This is a genomic window from Streptomyces griseoluteus (assembly GCF_004784465.1).
In the GTDB taxonomy this organism is placed as follows: domain Bacteria; phylum Actinomycetota; class Actinomycetes; order Streptomycetales; family Streptomycetaceae; genus Streptomyces; species Streptomyces griseoluteus.
Genome location: NZ_SRRU01000008.1, coordinates 118,351 through 139,048, shown reverse-complemented (window position 1 = coordinate 139,048; position 20,698 = coordinate 118,351). Strand labels below are relative to the sequence as shown.

Below are 20,698 nucleotides of genomic sequence, written 5' to 3'. Positions count from 1 at the left end.
AGAAGCCACTTCAGGAGCGGGCAATGGACAACGCGATTCAGCTGATCAGTGACGGTGATGGGCTGGCGGTCATCGGCAATGCGACGGATGTCGAACGCTTCCTCCTCTCGGAAGGACTGCCGTCGAGGGACCTCGGTGTGCAACGGCTCAAGTCCGTCTTCAGCACCGGGGCCGCAGCCGCTCAGGCAGGTTCGGAGATTGTCGCCAACTCCGGTCGGTGGGTGAAGCTGACCAAGGAGTCCGCTGAGCGCGTCAAGCAGTTCGGGCTGATGAAAACCAAGACGCCAGGCATCAGCCACGCCATGGTAGGAAAACCCGGCTCTATCAAGAACTGGCTCCAGGTCGAGAAAGGGGCCGGCTCGTTCCTGACGAACCCGGCCCATCTGGCTGGCGCCGCCGGGATCATGGCGCAGCTGGCGATGCAGCAGACCATGGACGAGATCACCGACTATCTCGCGAGGATCGACGAGAAGGTCGACGACGTGCTCCGCGCTCAGAAGGACGCTGCGGTCGCCCGCATGATCGGGGCAGATCTCATCATCGAGGAGGCCATGACCATCCGGGAGCAGGTGGGCCGGGTCTCCGAGGTCACGTGGTCGAAGGTGCAGGCCGCACCAACGGCGATCGCAGACACCCAGGCGTATGCGGTGCGTCAACTGGACGCTCTCGCGGAGAAGCTGGAGGGCCAGACCAAGATCGGTGACCTCGCCACAACGGCCAAGGAGGTCGAGTCCAAGGCTCGGGAGTGGCTCGCTGTGCTTGCTCGTAGCTTCCAACTGCAGGACGCGTTCGCCGTGCTCGAACTCGATCGAGTGCTGGACACGACTCCGGACGAGCTGGACCGGCATCGCCTCGGGCTTCGGATTGCCCGACAGAAGCGGCTGGATGCCATCTCACGGAGCACCGAGCGTCTGGTAGCCAGGATGAACGCAGCTGCTGATGCGGCCAACGCGAAGGTGCTGCTGCACCCGACCAAGTCCCCGGCCGTAGTCCAGTCGACCAACCAAGTTGCAGCCGGCGTTCATGACTTCCACGGACGGCTCGGGATTGAGTCCGGTCGCCGGCCATCAGAGGCGAGGCGGTGGGTGCACGCGGCCACGGAGGTGAGGGACAAGGCACTCGAGACGGGAGCAAAAGGCGTCGATGCCGCCAGAAGCCTCGGCAACGAGACCCTAGATCGGGCCAACTCGGTCAAAGGCAAGCTCTCCAGCGAGATCGCCGAGCGAATGCGCCGTCGGCGCGGGGACGAGGAAGAACGCGGCGGGGAAAGCTGAGTGAGCGCTGCCCTTCAGCCGCGTGCGCAACTGAACTTCGTCGAGTACGACCGCGTGGCCGCAACAGGCGTCAGCCTCGAAAGCCCCTTGGCGGACAGCGAGAACTACGTCTCCACTCTCACCCCGCCCCGGGCCATGTCTCTCGACAGCCCACCTGACATCCCGACACACGCCGTACGACGGCAGGAGTAAGCTGCCCAGCCTGCTCCATAGCAGAGGAAATATACTTGAATCCGTACACCGCCCCACCGCCGTCCCGTCCTTGGTGGAAGACCACCCCGGCCGTGCTCGGCAGTCTGGTGCTGGTCGCCCTGCTCGGCGCGTTCAGCTTCCCCCTCGGCTTCATCGTGATGATCGCCGCCATAGTCGCGGTGTGGGTTCTGCCGCCCTGGCGCTGGTTCGCCAAACTCGGGGCGATGTTCGGAGCCTTCGTGCTTCTGACGGTCGGCGCAGGCCTGGGCGGGCAGCTCGACGACAGCGGGTCGGGCAAGTCCGACGCCAAAACGCGGAGCGCGGATGACGCAAGCGCCAAGGTCACGTCATCCCCGAGTTCCAAGGCTCCCGAGGTTCTGAAGGCCGCTGACTACACAGGCAAGTCGCTGGCCCTTGCCGAGACACAGGCCCGATCCGCGGGTTTCACCCCCAGTCACCATGACGCGGCACAGGACGACCGTACGATCATCATGCGGTCCGGATGGACGGTGTGCTTTCAGAAAGCCGACGGGACCGCGAAGACCATCGACTTCTCAGCCGTCAAGGCCGGCGAGCCGTGCCCCAAGAAGGACGGCGGTCCGGTCCCGTGGCCCACGATGCCGAACGTCCTCGGCACGACATACAACGGAGCAGTCAAGAACCTGAACCAGGCCGGTATCGACACCGACCGCATCACGCTCGATGACGTCTATCTTGACATCGACGCTCCCACCGCCGAGGAAGCCGCCGAGGACGGTGACGAGTGGCGGGTGTGCTTCCAGTCCCCCGCCAAGGGAGCCAAGGTGACCTCCGGCACCACGGTTCGCCTCGACCTGGGCGAGTGGTCCGACGTCGACCTCGTGCAGCACTGCCCGGCAGCGAAGGACACGACGTACAAGATTCCGGCCAACGACCCGGATTACGACAGTGACAACGGCGCCACCGGGAGCAGCGGGTCAGCAAGCGGCGGCTCCTCGTCATCGTCCGGCGGCTCCTCCGGCGGCGGCAGCGTCGGTGTCGTTCACCCTGGCTCGTTCTGTTCGCCGGCCGGGGCGACCGGCGTCACGAAGGCGGGAACCCGCATGATCTGTGGCCCGGGCTCCGACGGCCGAAACCGCTGGCATTCCTCCTGACCCGTACGTTCCCGGCCGGCCCCGCCTCCGCACCCCTCGTTGGAACGAGCCCTGACGGGCTCGGCGGGGCCGGTCGTTGCCCCACTGCACCGCACACCCGCCGCCCGGAGACCCGATGCCTCCATACGAGGAAGACACGCGCAAGGTCCAAACAGCAGTCATAGGCCGGCCCGGATCGGACTGGCCTGTGTTCCTGCCGTTCGACCACGACGACTACGACCGGTTCATGCAGGGTCGGAGCCGCGACGATTTCTACTGCGGCACCCTGCTGGGTGGCTGCGGCAAAAAGCTGACCGCGAAGAGGTACCTGCACAAGAAGTGCCACTTCGCGCACCGGCCGCCCGTGCACTGCCGTCGTACGCAAACCGGCGAGGACAGTGCCGACCACCTCTACATCGGTCAGGCGCTCCAGCGCTGGCTACGCCGACAGGGGCACCAGAAGGTCACGGTGTCGTACCCGGACCTCGGTTCGGGGCCGGGCGGAGCTGTAGAGGTCCGTTTCGGTTCCGGTACACGGCTCATCCGAGTGCAGATGGACCGCATGTCCCTCAAGCAGTGGGAAACGACCCGCGCTCAGTTCACCGGCGACAACATGCGCGTCCAGTGGGTTTACGGGCCGAACAGCGGGATCGCGCACAACGAGGTGAAGGCCCAGGGGCATGCCATTCGCTTCAGTTGCCGCACCGAAGGCGATACGCGCAAGGTTTATGTCGGCACTCAACACCCCGACCAAAGCGTCAAGTTGGTCACTCTGGACGAGTGCCACCTGACGGACGAGGGAATCGTCACTCCACACCTCACCAACGAAAGACCCATGGCCACAGACGTCGACACGGGCATGGACACGACGAACCAGCTCGCCTTTCCTCTCGTCCCCGGCCAACTCGCGTTCACCGCATCGGTCCCCGCCGAGGAACAGAACGTCACGGCACGCCGCCTCTACGAGGCGGACATCCAGCCCCTTGGGTCGGTGATGACCCGCATGCGGATCGCGCTGCCGCTCCATTCCGTGCCGCCCTCCCCTCACCGGCTCAATGTCATCGAGAGCACCGCTCACCTCATCCCCCTGACCGACTCCGGCACCGGACAACGGACCTGGTTCATCGAGACCGCCGGATTCTCCCCGCTTCCCGCCCAGAGCGATCCACGCTGGCCGGACCTGCGTCCCGCCCCCGAACCCGGGCGACTGCCGTCCCCGGCAAAGTCCGCAGCACCTGCCGAGGACGAGGCGCTGGTCGGGTTCCTGCGCGGCAAGCTCATGCAGATCGCTCGCTCGCGCGGTGTCATCAATTGGGAAACACTCATCCGTTACAAGGGGTACGCACCGGGAGACTTCACCCCGCAGGACCGTGTGCGACTCCTCGTGGCCGTGGACCGCCCCCGGACAAGCGGCAAGCCCGTGCTCTCCTCTTTGGTGAAACTGGCTAATCAAGCACCAGGACCCGTATCGCGCTTTGATGAAGTTCTTGCCGGCCTCGGCTGGGGAGCCGACCTCTTGCCGGAAGAGGTCCGCAGCATTTGGGCACACCAGCGGAAGACTGCGTATGACCTGGTGCGACAGGAAGCGCCGTCTGGGAACACCGCACCGCCCGGAGGCGCAACACCGGACGGCAGCGACCTGATCAGCCGGTTCCGCGCGGAACTGGAGCGGGTTGCGTTCCGACGGTCTCTCATAAACTGGTCGACCTTGGTGAAAGTGACAGGCGCCCGCTCAGGGGGAATCACGCCCAGCGCTCGCGTGCGACTCCTGGTGGCAGTGGACGGGTCGTACAGTCACGCACGTCCCGTTCTGTCCTCTCTGGTGAAGCTGGACGGCCAGGAGACCGGCCCTGCCCCGTTCTTCGGCCAAGTTCTCAGGGAACTGGGCTGGACTCCCGGCTCCACGCTGCGCTCCCCTGACGCAGCATGGCCGACCGAGCGTGACCGTGCGTACGCCCTCGTGGCCAAGGCAGTGTCCGCCTCAAAGAACCCCCCGCCACCGGTCAGGGCGGACCACGCTCTGTGGGCCAGACTGGGTATCAAGAGGAAAACCGTGGTGAAGGCCGTCCGGAGAGCACTCGTCTCGGCAGCGCAGCGCGGGGTGAGGGTCAGCTGGCAGACTCTGGCATCAGCAGCAGGCGTGAAGCCGGAAGCTCTCCCCGACCGCACACGTGCTTCGATCCTGATCGACGTAGATCGCGGCGCAGGTCAGGACGGCGTACTGCTCTCGTCCCTCGTGGTCTCTCCCGGGAACCTACCCGTCCCTTACTTCGCGGACATTCTGAAGTACTTGGGCCGCCCCTACTCGTCGTATCCGCTCGAACTCAGCCGCATCCGCAAGGTGGAGCAGGCCCGTGTCTTCGCCGCATACGAAGGGTCAGTGAACCGCGAGGAGGCGTAGGAGACCGCCGATCTATGTGTCACGGTGTCAGGGCTTGCGCTTCTGCCACCGTGACACGCCACCTCAGGCCCCCGCCGCGAAGTCCACGAAGTGTGCCCAGACGTCTCGCCTCACCGAGAAGTCGGGGCGCGTGACGTCTTTGGAGTCGCGTACGTATACGGCCTGTTCGGTGACGGCCACCTCCACGCAGCTGTCACCCTGAGTGCCGCTGTAGCTCGACTTGAACCAGGCGAGTTCGGTGCTGCTCATAGCTCTCCTCGCAGTCGCTCCAGCAGACCCCGCGAGTCTTTGGGGTTCAGGGCCTGCGAGCGCAGTGTGTCATAGCGGTGGTAGAGGAGACTCACGTCGTTCGGGCCGGAGATCAATCGGCCGTTCTGCTGCCCTTCCGAGTACGCCAACCGCCGATGCTCCGGGGTCTCCAGAAGCTGAAGAGGCCCATCCAGGCACCCATGGGACTCCGCGTCCACCGGCATGATTTGAAACGCCACGTTCCTCGGCTTGGTCAGCCTCAGGACGTGGTCCAGCAACCCCCGCGTCACCTCCGCACCACCGAGTCGCCGTCGGAAGACATGCTCCTCGACGATGAAGCTGAACGGGACGTTGGGCCGCTCGTCGAGCATCCGCTGTCGCTCCAGTCGAGCAGCGACCTGCGCCTCCAACTGCTCGTCCGACAGCGGGGGAACGCTGTTGCCGAAGACGGCACACACGTACCCCTCCGACTGCAACAACCCCGGCACCAACCGGCACTCATACGTGCACAAGCTCACCGCCCGTCGCTCCAGCCGAGCCCACTGCCGGAACCAGGCCGCCAGCCCCGCCTCCCCTCGCGTAAGGAAGCGCGCCGACCGCCGTAACGCCCCCGTATTCCCCAGCGCCTCCTCCGCGCGCTCCACGAACGACGCGTCCGGCATCCGCCGCCCCAGCTCCACCGACTCCACGGTGTGCTTGGAGAAGCGGACCAGCTCCCCGAACTGCACCCGGCTCAGCCCTGCGTGTTCGCGCAACGCCTGGACGACGGCCCCGAAGGTCCGCAGACTGTCCGAGGGGTCCGGTTCCCGCTCGGCCTCGCAGGCCGTGGCCGCTTCCGTGGCCGTCAGTTCGTCGCCCGCCCCCACGCCCGTCATACGCGGTCACCTCCGAATGCCTGCCCGCTCGGCCCTCGCCGTCGTCCCCATGGACAACACCCAGCGTGACGGGAGGTTTCGCGTACCGTCCACGGAATGTCCCCGTACGCTGACGCAGCGTACGGGCCGCGAAGCTGGATCACGCTCCCGCACGCCCGTCACCGTGGTCCCATGAACGCGACCACACCCCAGCTCCGGCCCATCGTCCGCAACTTCGCGCAGTGCCTGTCCTCCACCCGCCGGGGCGCCCGCCTCGCGCGCCTGCTCGCCTACGAACAGCTGCGGGCCTGGGAGGTGTCCCCCTCCGTCACCGAGTGCGCCGAGCAGATCGTGGCCGAACTCGCCGCGAACGCGGCCCTGCACGGACGCGTCCGGGGCCGCGACTTCCGCCTCACCCTCGTCCTCAACCACTTGGCCGCCGGTATCCTCCGGATCGCCGTCACCGACGCGCGCGGCGACCGGCTGCCCACCGCCGTCACCGACTTCGCGACAGCTCCGGACAGCGAGTCGGGCCGCGGTCTGCTCCTGGTCGCCGCCCTGGCGGACCGGTGGGGCGCGGAACCGTACCCGCCGGGCGGCAAGACCGTCTGGGCGGAACTCGACACCCTCGCCACTCAAGAACACCGGCCCGCGGGCGAAGGCGATTGAGGCCGATGCCGACACGCTGGACACGCACGGTTCCGCGGCCCCCTGCGTCGACAGAACCCCTGTGCGATAGAAATGACGTCCAACTGGTCTGCGGGAGCGGACCGTTCGCCGCGAGGGGGAAACGCGCGTGGGGATGCCACCGGACCTGAAGGTGATCGCCGAAGGCATGATCAAGGCGTCCATGGGCATGGTGGGGACGGTCATGGTCGGCACCCGTGACACCGCCATCGCGCTCTTTCACGAGCTGGACCGTCAGCACGGCATGGCGGGGGACGACGACGCGGGGCGGGCGTTCGCGAAGGTTTACAACTCCGCAGCGGCCACCACGCTCGACAAGATGGGCTTCAGCGCCTACGTGATGGGTGAGACCGGCAAGGGGCTGATGCGGAACGTCCGCGAGTTCATGGCACGCGAGAGCCACATCGTCTCGGCCATCCTGGAGAAGCAGGTCGACCTGACAGCAGGCATGGGCGATCCCGGAGCGGACTGCACGGAGAGCTTCCTGGGCCTCGGGCAGGAACTTCCGGAGGTCATCGGCGACACCGCCTGGTACGACCAGTACGCGCCCGCCGGTATGAGCGACCGCTTCCGTGGTTCGCCGGAGAAGCTGCGTGACGTGGCCGGCTCCTGGCGGGCGGGCGGCAAGATGATGCTGCGCTTCATGCACGATGCGCAGGCCTACGCGCACACCGCGGACAAGGCGCACTCCGGGGAGGCCGCGGACGCGTTCCGCCGCTACTTCGCAGGCTTCGTCGGTTTCGCCGAACCCCCGGACCAGGCCCAGCAGGACGAGACCTTGGTGGCCAACCTCGTGGCCGCGTGCACACAGCTCGCCAAGGCCTGCGACCAGTACGCCGACCACGTCGAGGCGGCCAAGCGGAAGATCATCCAGGACCGGACGGACCCGTTCCATGTCGACATGCCCTGGGACCAGCCGATGTTCGGCGGCAACGGCGACGACGGCGGACTGCTGGACGCCGTACTCGGCGACGTGTGGATCCACCGCCTCGGCAACGTCGCCCACGCCCTCGACGAGTCCGAGCGCCGGGTCAAACTCCCCCAGGGCTCGGACGACCCACCCGGGCTGCCATTCCCCCCTCTCCTGCCGGTGCCGGTGCCGGGCGGTGTGCCGCTACCGGTCTCCCTCGCCTCGTTCCGCGGGCAGGTACCGGGAGTCGTGCCGATGGCGAGCAGGGTCGACCCATCCATACCCGCGCAGGACCCCATCCCCCCGGAGCCCGGCACCACCCGTCTGCTCACGCCTACCGAGCGGCAACACTTCCGGACCTGGCTCAACTCGCTCAACACGGGCGGCTTCGCCGGAGGCGGTGGGGCCACGAATCCCAACAACGCCTACCAGCTGCGCGTGTCCGGCTACCCGGAGCGTGAGGTTCCCCTTGTCGGCCATCGGCGGGGTCTCATGGTGGACGGTATACGTCCGGTGGACGGCTACCTGGTGGAGGCCAAGCACGTACAGGACCCGAACTGCAAGAAGCGTAGCTTTCGCAGCATCGAGCGGGTCAATGAGACCCTGGCCAAGCCGGTGAAGGTGGACGCCAAGGGGAGACTGAAGTTCGACCCGATGATCGACGGCATGTACGGCGGTGACGAGCGGGAGCTGCGCCGGTACAAGAACGCGATGGCCAACCCCGCCAATTCGGAGATCCGTGGACTTGAGATCGCCACGAACGGCAAGGACAACGCCGCCTACTGGGAGTCGATGATCGCCATGAACGGTGTCAACGGCTCCGCGCGGTACGTACCCTGAGAGTGAAGGACTTCTGTGACAACCGAGTACGACCAGCGGTCGAACTTCGTCTTCGCTCCGCCCGTGGACAACCCGGCCGCCTGGCAGGCGAGCCTGGACACCTTCAGGAACGCGCTGGAGCGGGACTTCCCCGACGCCTTCCTCGAAGCCAGCACGTCCGCCATGCGCGGGTTCACGGTCCTGGACTTCGAGATCGAGGTGGCTCCCGACGTCTACATCACCGGCACGTCAGCCATGCCGGCCGCGGACTACGCCTACATCAGCATCATCGACGCGACAGCCGACGAAGCGGCCGCGTTCGCCCTATGGCTCCGTGACTCGTACGTCCCCTCACCCGCCAGTGTGCGTTTCATGAGCAGCTTCCTGATGGAGAACGGCGACGAGGTGTCGTGGCATCTCCCCGCGACAGGAGACGCCGCGGACATCGCTGCCGTGATGCGCGAGCACCTGGCGGCCGCCGGAGCCGAGTGACCGGGTTCCGGGGGACACGGGCCCGCCGCCGCGTTTACAGACCTTCGTTTGCTCGCTAAGAGGTTCCGAAGGGCGTCCGTCCTGAGTGTCTTCGCGTTGGCGTCAATGTCCGCCCGAGGGTGGGAGTCGGGCAGGTTCTCCGTCACAGTGGTCGTACTCGGTCCAGGGGAAAACCGTGGCGGTAAAGGAAGACCGATGACGGAACCGGCTCTGTTCGAACTGGACGCCGTCGTGGTCGGGCAGCCGAAGCGTTCACGGTGGCGCAGGTACGTGGACCCCGCCCTGGCCGTGTCCACCGTTGAGGGGATCCCGGTCGCCCAGGTCACGTACACCGACGACACGTACTCCGTCCTGACGAAGACCTCAGGTGAGTTGATACTTCGCATCGAGCGGTTAGGGCCGGCGAAGTTCCGCTTCACCGACGCCGCGGACCGGGAGGTAGGCACCGCTGGGGCCCGTGGGCTCATGAAAACGCGGCAGTTGATCCTCCAGACGGAGCAGGGGCGTCGGCTCCTTCTCACGCGGCCGGGTCTCGCGTATGTCGAATGGCATCTCACGGAGACCGATCCGGAAGGGGACCCGGCACCGGAGATCGGTCGAGTCACGGTGAGCACCATCGACGCGTGGATCGGGTTGCAGCAGTACGCCGTCCACATGAGTCCCCGCATGGATGCCTCGGAACGGCGAACCGTCGTCGCCTCGGTCGTCTGTCTGCAGTTGCGGCGGCGGCCTCCGGGTGCCGGCACAGCACCGGCATGAGAGGAGCCCTGGCGCTGCGGCCGGGAGAGCCCACCGGGTCGTGTCGGCTGTCAGCGCCTTCGCTGGAGTAAGGCCACTGAGAACTGCCGATGGGGGTCACCAGGTTCGTCCGACACGACCCACAGTGACATCACCGCACGGGGTCGCACGCCTACTCAGCTCCCGCCCACGGCACGGACGTCAACCCCTACCACCCTCATGGTGTCAGCGGCTGTTGGTCGCGTGGCCGCGACCGGCGGCCGAGCGGGACGAGAACGCCGCGGAGGCGATCGGGCGCCACGGCTGCCGGACCCGCCCGACCAGCGCGGCCCGACGCCAACCCCCTCCACGAGACGCGGGATGTGTGGGCCGCGTGACGGAAGCGCGAGCCAGGCGTGAAACGCCGCGCCGCCGCACGTGGAATTCGCCACAGCAGTCGAGCAAAGCGAAGAGCCGTAGAAGTGGGGCTCTCCCCCTACAGACGGCCAGTGCCAGTGGTCAGGCCGTCAAAGTGTCCTTCTGCAGGCCTTCCTCGACCTAGAGGGACCCTCCTCAACCTGTCCTATGATCGTTGAAAAGTTGACCTCATTACGCCTGCAACTGGTTCTGGGTAGATCTCGGCGGCCGCGCACATGGAAAGCGATGCGGCCCCGCGGCAGTGACACGGGATAAGAAAGGTGATCAACATGGCCCTCGGACTCCTCCGACGTCGGCGCTCCTGGAGCGCTGCCGATGCCACGCCGGGATTCTCGGTGCCGCTGCCGGCCGGCGCGGGCGCTTACGGCTGTGAGGTCGTCGATCCCATGGGGCAGCCCATGAGCGGCGCCGACGTCAGGGTGACCGCGCTGGACAGCCACCGCGTCACTGCCCGCGGCACCGCGGATCCGTACGGCCGGTTCATGGCGACGCTGCCTCCGGGTTCCTACAGCGTGATGGTCTCGGCGGAGGGACTGACCCCCGCCCGCAAGAACGTCGACATCGTCGCCGGAGTCGTCCTCCCCCCGGAGCACATCGCGCTGCTGCCCGCCCGACAGCTGCAACTCCCCTCGCCTGGAACCTGGTTGTTCGACCCTCCGCACACGGCGATCCGGTTCATCGCCAAGCACGTGGGGATGGCGCACGTCCACGGCCGCTTCACCCGCTTCGACGGAGGCATTCGGATCGCGCCGGATATGGCCGACTCCCAGGTCTCGGTGCGGATCGACGCCTCCAGCATCACCACGGGCAACAGGACCCGTGACAGCCACCTGCGTTCCGCGGACTTCCTCGACGTCGAGCACTACCCGTACATCGACTTCGTCAGCACCCGGTTCGTCTACCGCGGCGGTTCCAAGTGGACGCTGCACGGCACGCTCACCATGCACGGCACCAGCCGCTCCGTGGGCCTGGACACGACCTACCTCGGCACGGTGAACGGCGGGTACGACCAGGAACTGCGCTGCGCGGCCCTGGCGAAGGCGGAACTGCACCGCGAGGACTTCACCCTCAACTGGCGCTCGATGCTGGCCCGCGGCATCGCGGTCGTCGGACCGACCGTGCAGTTGGAGCTGGACGTCCAGGCCATGTACCGCACCCCTGAGACCCCGACGCCTCCGGAGTAGGCGACACGCCCGTCTTCCGGGCTTCCTCCCGGCCCGGGACGCCCGACCGCGGACGCTTCGGGCTAACCGGGCACGGGTGCCTCCCAGCGGTAGCCCTTGGCCGCCTCTCCGTAGGGGCGCAGCAGCGGCTCCACCTCCGCGCGCACCAAGTCGGCGTCGACCGGCGGCAGCGTCAGCCAGGCGCGGCGCATGCGGACGCTCCAGGTGGCAGAGTCGGGGAACACCGAGAGGCGGGGAACCAGGTCCCGCAGGACCAGACCCTCACGGAAGGGTGCCAGGCCGGAGACCTTCAGGCGGCAGCCCTCCGGGAAGGCCCGCTCACCGAAGACGACCGGCTCGTCCAGGGCCCGCACCGGGCCGGCGAGCGTGGCCCGGCCGATGACCCGCCCCAGGTCCCGCGTCGGATTCCGGAAGCAGCCCCGCGTGGTGTAGAGGAAGATCTCGTCGCCTTCGTCCAGCGTTCGTGCCGCCTTCGACCGGCCCGCCGGAAAAGCCATCCGTTGCTCGGTCACCACCCAGCTCAGGGCGGCCCGGTCTCCGATGATCAGCAGGTGCGAGGACGGCATACCGATCACGATAGTCGGGTGTGGACTCACTGCTCGACGGGCGAGGAGCCTCGCGCCGGAGACCCGTCCCGCATCCCATCAGTCCCGTCGTCCTACAGCCCCGCCCTCTCCAGCAGCACCGGCAACGCCTCGGGTTTCACCTTCTGCACCGGCCTCACCTGGCCGAGGCCCAGTTCCTCCCGGCCGACCGGGCTGGCGCACAGGGCGTCGGTCGCCTCCGGCAGCAGGGTCACCTCGACCCGGTACGCGAACTCCGCGTCCTCGGGATCCTCGTACGGCTCCTTGTCGACTTCGGCCAACGCTGCCACGGCCGACTCCGGTTGGCTGAAGAAGAACCACAGGCGGTCCCCGGGGCTCATACGGTTGCGCCGGCTGAGCCAGAGATCGAGCTCGGGTTCTTCGTGGGCGAGCCGGCGGATGGTCTCCTTGGTGGAGGGTTCCCCGTCCAACGTGTCCTTGTTCGGGTTGAGGATGTAGATCCAGTCCTCCACGGCTCCCCCATCGCCTGAGTCGCTGAGCTCCGCGGGTGCGGAGCTGGAGCTGCCTGCACCGGTCCATGGTGTCAGCCGACGCAGTCGGCCGTAGGCGAAGTACCGACATCGGGTGGCGTTTTCCGGGCTTCCGGCATCATGGCGTCATGACAGGTGGGGTGGATGTGGGTACGGCGGCGGGCCAGTTCGACCGGACGGCCGTCTCGGAGATGGAGTCGGCCGCCGAGGAGGAGCGCGAGCGGGTGCTCTCCCTCTTCCCGCTGGAGGAATGGAAGACACTGCCGCTCGAGCGCTACGCCCTCGGGCAGCCCTCGCCCTCCGGGTCTGATCCGACGTACTGCCGGGTGCTCGAGTTCCTCACTCCGCACCTGGGCAGCATCAAGGGCGGCAGCGCCGCGAAGCACATCATGTTCCGCCACCACTCGGGCGAGTGGCGCTTGGCAGCTCCTCTCCGTGGCATGGACCCGCAGGACGCCTGGAGGGAACTGCGGGCACAGTTCACGCAGGCTTTTGACGCTGTAGGGGCGGGCGACTTCGAGGCTCTGGACGACCTCGGCGCGCTGCGCTTCGGTCCGGCCTTGGTGACGAAGGCACTGGCGACCTACTTCCCTCAGCACTTCCTGCCCATATACGCAGGAGAGCACCTACGCCGATTCATCATCCGGTTGGGCGGTCCCGCCCAGGGGGACGCACCGGCCTGGCGAAGCAATCGGCGCCTGCTCGATCTCGTGCGGTCCCGTGCGGAGTTCGAGGGCTGGTCGGGGCAGGAGGTGATGCACTTCCTGTACGAACGGTTCGACCCGCGACCCCGCCAGCGCATCATCTGGAAGATCGCACCGGGCGAGCGGGGCAGGCTGTGGAACGAGTGCCGGGAGGGCGGGTTCATCTGCGTCGGCTGGGATGAACTCGGGGACCTGGCCCTTTACCAGAGCGACACGGATCTGAAGCAGGCGCTGGACACACACTGGCCCGGCAAGCGTGGGGGTAGTTTGACCCTGGCCCGTCGGCTGCTGGCCTTCCGCGACTTGGAAGAGGGCGACCGGATCGTGGCCAACAGAGGAGTGGACGAGGTCTTGGCCACGGGTACGGTCAGCGGGAGTTACCGCTTCGAGGACTTGGGCACTCGCGAGGAGTTCCAGCACGTCGTTCCCGTCGACTGGGATGTCTCCCACGCGCAGAGACTGTCCGAGCCTCAGCAGTGGCGGTCCACCTTTGCCAAGGTCGACCCCTCCCTCTTCGCAAGGATCACCAGCCATCGAGCTGACTCCGTGCCGAACAGGAATTCCGCGGAGTCAACCGCTCCCGTCGCCCTCCCCGAGGACGTTCAGGCAGTCCTGGACGCCCTCAAGCGCAAGGGGCAGGTCATCCTGCACGGGCCGCCCGGCACCGGCAAGACACGACTCGCCCTCGGCGCCGCCCTCGCTCTGGCCGGCCGCGCCGACGTACTCGACGGTTCGGCACCGGAGCGGCGTACGCAGGCGCAGGCCGAGGTGTTGAGTGGTGATCGGGTCCGGCTGGTCACATTCCATCCGTCTTACGGATATGAGGACTTCGTCGAGGGCTTCAAGCCGGACCTTGACGCAAAGGGCTCCGGACTGACCCTTGCCCTCGCGGACGGCTTGTTCCACACGCTCTGCAGCCGCGCCGCCGACCATCCCGGCCAGGACTTCCTCCTGATCATCGACGAGATCAACCGCGGCGACCTGCCGAGGATCTTCGGTGAACTGATCACGCTCCTCGAACTCGACAAGCGGAACCTGCCCGTCGACCTGCCAGTCAGCAAGCGCAGCTTCTCCGTGCCGCCGAACGTCCGCATCATCGGCACGATGAACACGGCGGACCGGAGCATCAGCCACCTGGACGCCGCGGTGCGCCGCCGCTTCGCCTTCCTGTCCGTGGGTCCCGACCCGGACGCCGTGTCAGGAACGGTCGGCCCGCTCGACCTGGCGGCCTTCTTCGAGGCCCTCAACAGCCGTATCGCGCACCACCTCGACTCCGATCACCAGATAGGACACGCCTACCTGATGCGCGACGGAGAGCCGATCGCCACCGAGGAGGACCTGGCCGCCGCCTTCCACCACGAGGTGGTGCCGCTCCTGGAGGACTACTGCCTGGGCCGGGCGGACCTGTTGCACCCCATCCTCGGCGACCTGGTCGACGCCGAGACCGGGCGTCCGCTCCTCATGCCCCCGCAGGATCTGGCGGACGCGTTGGCGACCGAATTCACCAGCGGCGCCACCGGCCCGGATGCCTGACCGCACGCCGGTCCAGCTCGGCGAGTACGAGTCGGCCCCGCTGGAGCCGGGGCAGCTCACTCGCCGGGACTTCGACCGTCTGCACGCCCTCCAGGCACGGGGCCATCTCACCCTGACCAGGGAGCGCACCGGGTGGCGGCTCAAGGCCGACGCGACCGTCGGAGTCCTGGTCCTGGACCGTGTCCGCGTGGTGATCTCACCCAAGTTCGCCATTCCCGGAGAGCAGCTCATGAGCTGGCTCGCCTACGCCCTCGGCACGCCCGTCCCGGCGACGGCCAGACGCTGGACCACCGGCCCCGAGGGATACGCCGACCTGGTCGCCGCCGCCCTGCTCGAAGAGTGCGAGCGGCTAGTGAGGGAGGGGCTGCGCCGGGACTACGTACGCCGCCGGAGTGTGGAACCGGTGCTCCGGGGGCGCCTGGACGTCGCCGCCCAGGCCACCCGCCGCTACGGGCAACTTGACCAGCTGCACGTCCGCACCTTCGACCGGGAGGCGGACATCTGGGACAACCGCGTTCTCGGGAGCGCGCTGAAGGCGGCCCTCGGTCTGACCGCCAGTCCTGGCCTGGCGCGCGCGCTGCACGGCGCCGCCGGCGCCTTCCCGCAGGCCCCGACCCCGGCCGCGGCACTCCGCGCACTGGACCGCACCCAATACACGCGCCTCAACGCCCGCTACCGCCCCGCCCACACCTGGGCCCGCCTGCTGCTGCGCGGGGGCGGTGTGACGGACCTGCTCACCGACCAGGGCACCACGGCGGACGGTCTTCTGCTCGCGATGCCCGCGCTCTGGGAAGCCGTCGTCCGCCGTCTCGGCACCGAGGCCGTCGTCCTGCACGGCGGCCACGCCGTACCCGGGGGGAGCGGCGCCGGCATCACCGTCCGCGGAGATCTGGGCAACGCCTCGGCCTTCCGGCCCGATCTCCTGCTCAGCCTTCCAGGAGTTCCCGGACGCGACACGGCATATCGCACACTGCTGCCCGTGGACGCCAAGTACAAGCGCTACGACCGCCACGGCGTGAGCGCGGCCGACGTCCACCAGCTCCTCACCTACGGGAGCGGCTACGCGTCCGCCGACGCCCCGACGGCCGTCATCGTCCATCCCCAGCCGGGCAGTCACGCCCAGCGCACACTCCAAGTGCGGTGCGCCAAAGGCCTGTTGGGCATCATCCGCGTCCTCGGTGTCAACACCCGCACGGCGCCCGAGCAGGCGACGGCCTGGATCGGCTCAGTACTGCGCTGACCATCACACGCCGGCCGGTCGGTGGCGGCCGCCGGGAGCGGTGAGGTGCCTGGACGGCCGACTCGGCAGACCTGCAAACCGAACGCATTTTCGCACCAGACAGGAAGCTAGAACACGTGTACACAATTCTACCGAGTATTAATTCGCAGAAGTCCGTTGACGACGCTAACAAGCTTCCGCCATGCTCGGATCGACAACGGCTCACCGTCCCCTCGCGCCGCCTTGGGCACGCCCGCCGCAGCCATCCACAGCGCCCAAGGAAGCCGAGCCATGAGCGACAACGCCAGCCTCCGTGACCTGCTCCTCGCCCGTCTGCCCGGATCAGGGCTCTCCGCCGAGGAACAGGCCCTGCTGCGCGATCTGCTGCCTGCCGCTCAGCCCCTGAGCGGTCGCCGTTCGGGGACCGTGTATATGCGGTCCATCACCGCCTCCGGATGGCGCGGTATCGGCCCCGCCGCCACTGTCCGGCTGAATCCTGGCCCCGGTCTGACGCTGGTGGCGGGCCGCAACGGCTCCGGCAAGTCGAGCTTCGCCGAGGCTGCGGAGATGGCCTTGACCGGCGACAACTTCCGCTGGCAGGGACGTACTCAGGTATGGAAGAAGGGCTGGCGCAACCTCCACGAGCACTCCTCCCCCGAGATCGCGGTGGAGCTCGTCTTCGACGCCGGCAGTGACGGAGAAGGCGCCAAGGAGCCCGTGACCGTACGCCGGATCTGGCACGGCGAAGGGCTTGAGGAGTCCCGCACTGTCGTGGAGGAGGCCGGGCAGACCACCGGCGAAGACGTGCACGATGTGATCGACGCCGAGCAACTGTCGCTGTACCGGCCGTTTCTCCCGTACACCCAGCTCGGTGCGGTGATCAACGGGCCGCTGACCGCCCTGCACGACGAGATCTCCCGGATCCTCGGCCTCGAGCTCCTCAGTGACACCGACGCGGCGGCGCGGGCTCGGGCCAAGTCCCTGACCGACACCGAGAGCGCCGCGAAGGCCCTCACCGCCACCGTGATCCAGGAGTTGTCGGAGGTGGACGACCCGCGCGCCAAAGAAGCGATCACGGCTCTTTCCGGCAGGAGCCCCGACCTGGACGCCATCCGGGTCCTGCTGCAGGGCCACGGCGCCGCCGACGAGGCGCACCTCGCCCGACTGCGTCGGCTGGCCGATCTCGAGCTCCCGGACCGTCCCTTGATCGCGAAGGCGGTGACCCGGCTTCGCTCGACGGCCGCCGTGGCCGACGACGCACGCCACGGGTCCGCCGAGGACGCCCGGCAGTTGGTCAAACTGCTCGACGCCGCGCTGGAACACCGCCGCCGCCATCCCGATGTCTCCCACTGCCCCGTATGCGGCACCACGGACCTCTTGGACCGCTCGTGGGCGGAACGGACCCGCGCGCAGGTCGAAAGGCTCCAGGTGGAGGCCGCCGAGGTCGAGGCGGCACACCGCGAACTCGTGAACGCGGTGCGGGAGGTGCACGACCTGATGCGTCCGGCCCCCGCCTGGCTCCAGGCCGACGAGTCCTCCCTGGCCGCGCTCTGGCGGGATCTGGTCGCCTGCCGCACGGTTCGTGACCCACGCGAGCTGGCCGACCGTGCGGAACGCGCCGAAGCAGTCCTCGGTGATGCCTGTGACCAGGTCCGTGAGGACGCCCGCCGACGCGTCACAGCGCAGGACGGCCGCTGGCAGCCCGTGGCCGCACGCCTGTCCGCATGGTTGGTGCAGGCGGAGGCCGCACAGGCGGCCAAACCCGCCCGCAAGCAAATCAAGGCCGTACGCGACTGGGTGCGGGCGCTCACCGACGAGTTGCGGGACGCCCGGTTCAAGCCGTTCGCCGACCAGTCCGGGCAGATCTGGCGGCTGTTGTGCGAGCGCAGCAGCGTGTCGCTGGGTGCCATCGGGCTCACGGGTGTCGGCCCGCAGCGGCAGGTCAGTCTCCCCGTCTCCGTGGACGATGCCGACGCGCCCGCCTTCGGCGTCATGAGCCAGGGCGAACTGCACTCACTCGCCCTCTCCCTGTTCATCCCGCGCGCCACCCACCAGGACAGTCCCTTCGGTTTCCTGGTCATCGACGACCCGGTGCAGTCCATGGACCCGGAGAAGGTCGACGGCCTCGCCAAAGTCCTCGACCTGTACGCGCAGCACCGGCAGGTCGTCGTCTTCACCCACGACACCCGGCTCGAAGAGGCCGTCCAACGCCTCGGTCTGCGGGCCACGGTTCTGCGGGTGTCCCGGCAGACCGACTCCGTCGTCCACGTCGCCTCCGTCAGCGACCCCGTGAGCCAGGCCCTGGCGGAGGCACGGGCCATCGCTCTCGATCCGCATCTGCCGCCTGAGGTCGCCGACCGGGTGCTGCCCTCGATGTGCCGTCTGGCGCTGGAGGCCGCCTACCAGGACACCGCGCGGCGTACCCTGCGCGAGGCCGGAGTCGGGCAACGCGACATCCAGGAGCGGGTCACCCGGCCAGGGCCCCTCACCGGCCTCGCGGCCCTCGCGATGGGCATGCGGGGCAACGCGGCGCGCGAGGTGCTGGACGCCGTCGCCCACGACCACGGCCCGTGGGCCCGTGAGTTGATCCAGGGGCTGAACCAGGCATCGCACCAGGCTCCGACCACGCCCATCGGTGATCGCCTGGCCCTGGTCGACCGTACGAAGCGGCTCGCCAAGGAGGTGCTGGCCCGGTGACCACCACCACGCGCTCCACCCGCGTTCTCCCCACGGACGAACTCCTGGCGGCCGCAGACCGGTTGCTCAATCCCTCGGACGAGACCGCGCTCTCCCCCGGTGTCCGGGCGCGCGCCGCGGCCACCCTTCTCCGGCTGGCCCTCGACGAGACCCTCGACGCCTTCTGGCGGGCGGTCAGCCCCCGTATGACCCGCAGCACCGGCCGCACCCGCATGCTCTGCCTGCAGTGGTACGTCAGCCCCTCCGTCGCGCGCCAGTGGTACACCGTCTGGTCCGGACTCAGCGCCGCCTGTCACTACCACACGTACGACCTGCCTCCGACCCCCGCCGAGGTACGGGCCTGGCACCAGGACGTGAGTGAACTGCTGCGCGTCCTGACCGCCGCCCGCGCCTGAACCACGCCGCCCCCGACACGTGAGGAACAGCACGATGGACGCCCGCCGCTACCGCATGGTGGTCACCAGCCGGACCGACTACGTGCGCACCGGTGCACTCGTCGACGAGCAACTGCGCCACTGGCTCGCCCAACCACCCAAGCGCTACAACGTCGACGCGTTCGCCGAGGGCCGCAATGAGATAGCCGGAGGAGTCACGCTCGACCACGACTCCGTCACAGGGGTCACCGGTGCCTACGGACGGTGGCGGCTCCGGGAGACCGCTCCCGGCGGCACCTGGCAGACCACCCTCGTGACGCGGCAGATCACCGACGGGCCGACCTGGGTCCAGCTCGACGTCGAGCACCTTCCCGACGACGCCGAGGCGGCCCCGGTGCCGGCCAAGACACCCCGGCTCGCGAAGCACCTGCTGGAGGCGCTCGACGCGCACGACGGCCTGGCAGACGTGACGGCCATGCCCCAAGTCGTCGAGGCCGAGGATGTCGAGGCGGTCATCGACGAACTGTGCGACGCCGACCGGCGCCTCCCCGTCGTCATGGCGAGCACGCCGTACGACGCCGACTTCGACGCCTGGCTGGAGGGCACCGTCGACCCTCTCGTCCGTCCCCTGGCCGGGCTGGCGATCCTCTACGTGCTCACCCCGAAAGCCGAGTCGGTCTTCAACCGGGCCCTGGAACACCACCGCGTGTACAACGGCGGGATCCGCACCTACCTGCCGGGCGTCGACCCGGCCTGGCCCGCCGACGGCCAGCGGCACCGTGTGATGTCGAAACGGCTGATCACCGAGAACCCTCGGTTGGCCGCGCGCATCCTGAACCAGCTGCCCCAGGGGCTGGCTACCCGGTTGCCGTTGCCCGACGCCCTGGACTCCGTGCCGCTCATGCGCACACGAGCCAGGGACGGCGTCGGCGGCTCCGAACAGGAACGGCTGCGCGACGAGAACGACGCCCTGCACGAGATCTTGGAGGAGGCGGCACGCGAACAACGTGTCAGGGCCGACGAGATCCGTGACCTCAAGCGGGAGCTGCGCCGGGCGGAGAACAACGAGGCGCAGGTCGTCGTCGATTACGACGAGCAGTACAAGGAGCTCCACCAGGCCAAGGCGCAGATACGGGAACTGCAGAGAGAACTCCTCAGGCTGGGCGCCGCCGAGCAGGCGTACGCGACGGTGGAACCCTCGCTGGACGCGCCCACCTCCTTCGCCGAGATCCTGGACCGGATCGACGACATGCGACGCGTCCACTTCAGCGGCCGGCGCAAGTACACCCTGGAACTCGACGACCAGGCCTACGGCTCGTCCTGGGTCCGGATGGCCTGGGACGCACTGCTGGCCCTCCAGGACTTCGCGGAAGCCGTCGCGAGCGGCGAGGCGAACTGCGACTTCAAGCAGTGGTGTGCGGACGCACCAGAGGGAGCGCACGTCATCTCGCCCCGCAAGGTCGTCAGAGACGAATCGAAGTCCGTGAAGGCGAACGGCGAGTGGAGCCGGGCGCGCACGTTCCCCGTGCCCCGCCATGTGCATTCGGACGGCAAGCTGTTCATGGGGGCTCACCTGCGGATCGGCGGAGGCAACACCATCGCGCCGCGCCTGCACTACTACGACGGCGCCTGTACCGATCACGGCATCTACGTCGGCTACATGGGCCCGCACCTGACCAACACCATGACCTGACGCGGCCCCCGGAAGGCGCCGCCCCGCACCGGTCGGCCGGTGCGGGGCGGCGCCTTCCCACGCCCTCAACCCTC

17 protein-coding genes are annotated in these 20,698 nt (G+C 68.3%); 13 read left to right on the top strand and 4 right to left on the bottom strand.

Annotated features, from left to right (window positions below; genetic code table 11):
* The first annotated feature begins 23 nt into the window (after positions 1–23).
* The 3 genes from E5082_RS22100 to E5082_RS22085 all read left to right on the top strand — a co-directional run bounded on the left by E5082_RS22100 (position 24) and on the right by E5082_RS22085 (position 4,979).
* On the top strand, positions 24–1,274 hold the full coding sequence (locus E5082_RS22100; protein WP_135792985.1) for a hypothetical protein: 1,251 nt from the start codon (positions 24–26) through the stop codon (positions 1,272–1,274).
* Positions 1,275–1,501: 227 nt separating this feature from the next.
* Positions 1,502–2,599 (top strand): PASTA domain-containing protein, encoded by a 1,098-nt coding sequence (locus tag E5082_RS22090; RefSeq protein ID WP_229918705.1) that lies wholly within the window; start codon positions 1,502–1,504, stop codon positions 2,597–2,599.
* A gap of 187 nt (positions 2,600–2,786) precedes the next feature.
* Complete coding sequence (locus E5082_RS22085) at positions 2,787–4,979, top strand: competence protein CoiA family protein (RefSeq protein WP_167514116.1); 2,193 nt, start codon at positions 2,787–2,789, stop codon at positions 4,977–4,979.
* Between the two features lie 63 nt (positions 4,980–5,042).
* Here E5082_RS22085 and E5082_RS22080 read toward each other — a convergent pair whose 3' ends face one another.
* Positions 5,043–5,228 (bottom strand): DUF397 domain-containing protein, encoded by a 186-nt coding sequence (locus tag E5082_RS22080; protein ID WP_135792982.1) that lies wholly within the window; start codon positions 5,226–5,228, stop codon positions 5,043–5,045.
* A complete protein-coding gene (locus tag E5082_RS22075; protein WP_135792981.1) occupies positions 5,225–6,103 on the bottom strand; it encodes a helix-turn-helix domain-containing protein in 879 nt (292 codons plus the stop codon). The genes E5082_RS22080 and E5082_RS22075 overlap by 4 nt, the downstream gene beginning before the upstream one ends.
* 171 nt (positions 6,104–6,274) lie before the next feature.
* On the opposite strand from E5082_RS22075, the gene E5082_RS22070 reads away from it, so the two are divergent.
* The 5 genes from E5082_RS22070 (at position 6,275) to E5082_RS22050 (ending at position 11,329) form a co-directional block, all read left to right on the top strand.
* Positions 6,275–6,751, top strand: a complete 477-nt coding sequence (locus E5082_RS22070) for an ATP-binding protein (protein ID WP_135792980.1) — start codon at positions 6,275–6,277, stop codon at positions 6,749–6,751.
* 133 nt (positions 6,752–6,884) lie between these two features.
* Positions 6,885–8,519 (top strand): restriction endonuclease fold toxin-2 domain-containing protein, encoded by a 1,635-nt coding sequence (locus tag E5082_RS22065; protein ID WP_135793218.1) that lies wholly within the window; start codon positions 6,885–6,887, stop codon positions 8,517–8,519.
* Between the two features lie 15 nt (positions 8,520–8,534).
* Entirely contained in the window at positions 8,535–8,990 is a 456-nt protein-coding gene (locus tag E5082_RS22060) for a hypothetical protein (protein WP_135792979.1), read from the top strand.
* Between the two features lie 195 nt (positions 8,991–9,185).
* On the top strand, positions 9,186–9,749 hold the full coding sequence (locus tag E5082_RS22055; protein WP_135792978.1) for a hypothetical protein: 564 nt from the start codon (positions 9,186–9,188) through the stop codon (positions 9,747–9,749).
* Positions 9,750–10,414: 665 nt separating this feature from the next.
* Positions 10,415–11,329, top strand: a complete 915-nt coding sequence (locus E5082_RS22050) for a YceI family protein (protein ID WP_135792977.1) — start codon at positions 10,415–10,417, stop codon at positions 11,327–11,329.
* A gap of 62 nt (positions 11,330–11,391) precedes the next feature.
* Here the strand turns inward: E5082_RS22050 and E5082_RS22045 are convergent, their stop codons facing one another.
* Positions 11,392–11,895, bottom strand: coding sequence for a hypothetical protein (locus E5082_RS22045; RefSeq protein ID WP_135792976.1), 504 nt, complete (start codon positions 11,893–11,895; stop codon positions 11,392–11,394).
* 92 nt (positions 11,896–11,987) lie between these two features.
* Complete coding sequence (locus E5082_RS22040) at positions 11,988–12,386, bottom strand: EVE domain-containing protein (protein WP_135792975.1); 399 nt, start codon at positions 12,384–12,386, stop codon at positions 11,988–11,990.
* 146 nt (positions 12,387–12,532) lie between these two features.
* On the opposite strand from E5082_RS22040, the gene E5082_RS22035 reads away from it, so the two are divergent.
* From E5082_RS22035 to E5082_RS22015, 5 genes are all read left to right on the top strand, one after another.
* Positions 12,533–14,641, top strand: coding sequence for an McrB family protein (locus tag E5082_RS22035; protein WP_135792974.1), 2,109 nt, complete (start codon positions 12,533–12,535; stop codon positions 14,639–14,641).
* Positions 14,634–15,881, top strand: a complete 1,248-nt coding sequence (locus tag E5082_RS22030) for an McrC family protein (protein WP_135792973.1) — start codon at positions 14,634–14,636, stop codon at positions 15,879–15,881. The genes E5082_RS22035 and E5082_RS22030 overlap by 8 nt, the downstream gene beginning before the upstream one ends.
* 270 nt (positions 15,882–16,151) lie before the next feature.
* Positions 16,152–18,557, top strand: a complete 2,406-nt coding sequence (locus E5082_RS22025; RefSeq protein WP_135792972.1) for an AAA family ATPase — start codon at positions 16,152–16,154, stop codon at positions 18,555–18,557.
* A complete protein-coding gene (locus E5082_RS22020; RefSeq protein ID WP_135792971.1) occupies positions 18,554–18,952 on the top strand; it encodes a hypothetical protein in 399 nt (132 codons plus the stop codon). The genes E5082_RS22025 and E5082_RS22020 overlap by 4 nt, the downstream gene beginning before the upstream one ends.
* A 34-nt stretch (positions 18,953–18,986) precedes the next feature.
* Positions 18,987–20,624, top strand: a complete 1,638-nt coding sequence (locus E5082_RS22015) for a hypothetical protein (protein WP_135792970.1) — start codon at positions 18,987–18,989, stop codon at positions 20,622–20,624.
* Positions 20,625–20,698 lie beyond the last annotated feature (74 nt).

Coding starts and splice junctions, on each gene's coding strand:
- E5082_RS22100 (WP_135792985.1), top strand. CDS start 24: ATGGACAACGCGATTCAGCTGATCAGTGACGGTGATGGGCTGGCGGTC.
- E5082_RS22080 (WP_135792982.1), bottom strand. CDS start 5,228: ATGAGCAGCACCGAACTCGCCTGGTTCAAGTCGAGCTACAGCGGCACT.
- E5082_RS22015 (WP_135792970.1), top strand. CDS start 18,987: ATGGACGCCCGCCGCTACCGCATGGTGGTCACCAGCCGGACCGACTAC.
- E5082_RS22045 (WP_135792976.1), bottom strand. CDS start 11,895: ATGCCGTCCTCGCACCTGCTGATCATCGGAGACCGGGCCGCCCTGAGC.
- E5082_RS22030 (WP_135792973.1), top strand. CDS start 14,634: ATGCCTGACCGCACGCCGGTCCAGCTCGGCGAGTACGAGTCGGCCCCG.
- E5082_RS22050 (WP_135792977.1), top strand. CDS start 10,415: ATGGCCCTCGGACTCCTCCGACGTCGGCGCTCCTGGAGCGCTGCCGAT.
- E5082_RS22065 (WP_135793218.1), top strand. CDS start 6,885: ATGCCACCGGACCTGAAGGTGATCGCCGAAGGCATGATCAAGGCGTCC.
- E5082_RS22075 (WP_135792981.1), bottom strand. CDS start 6,103: ATGACGGGCGTGGGGGCGGGCGACGAACTGACGGCCACGGAAGCGGCC.
- E5082_RS22035 (WP_135792974.1), top strand. CDS start 12,533: ATGACAGGTGGGGTGGATGTGGGTACGGCGGCGGGCCAGTTCGACCGG.
- E5082_RS22070 (WP_135792980.1), top strand. CDS start 6,275: ATGAACGCGACCACACCCCAGCTCCGGCCCATCGTCCGCAACTTCGCG.
- E5082_RS22055 (WP_135792978.1), top strand. CDS start 9,186: ATGACGGAACCGGCTCTGTTCGAACTGGACGCCGTCGTGGTCGGGCAG.
- E5082_RS22025 (WP_135792972.1), top strand. CDS start 16,152: ATGAGCGACAACGCCAGCCTCCGTGACCTGCTCCTCGCCCGTCTGCCC.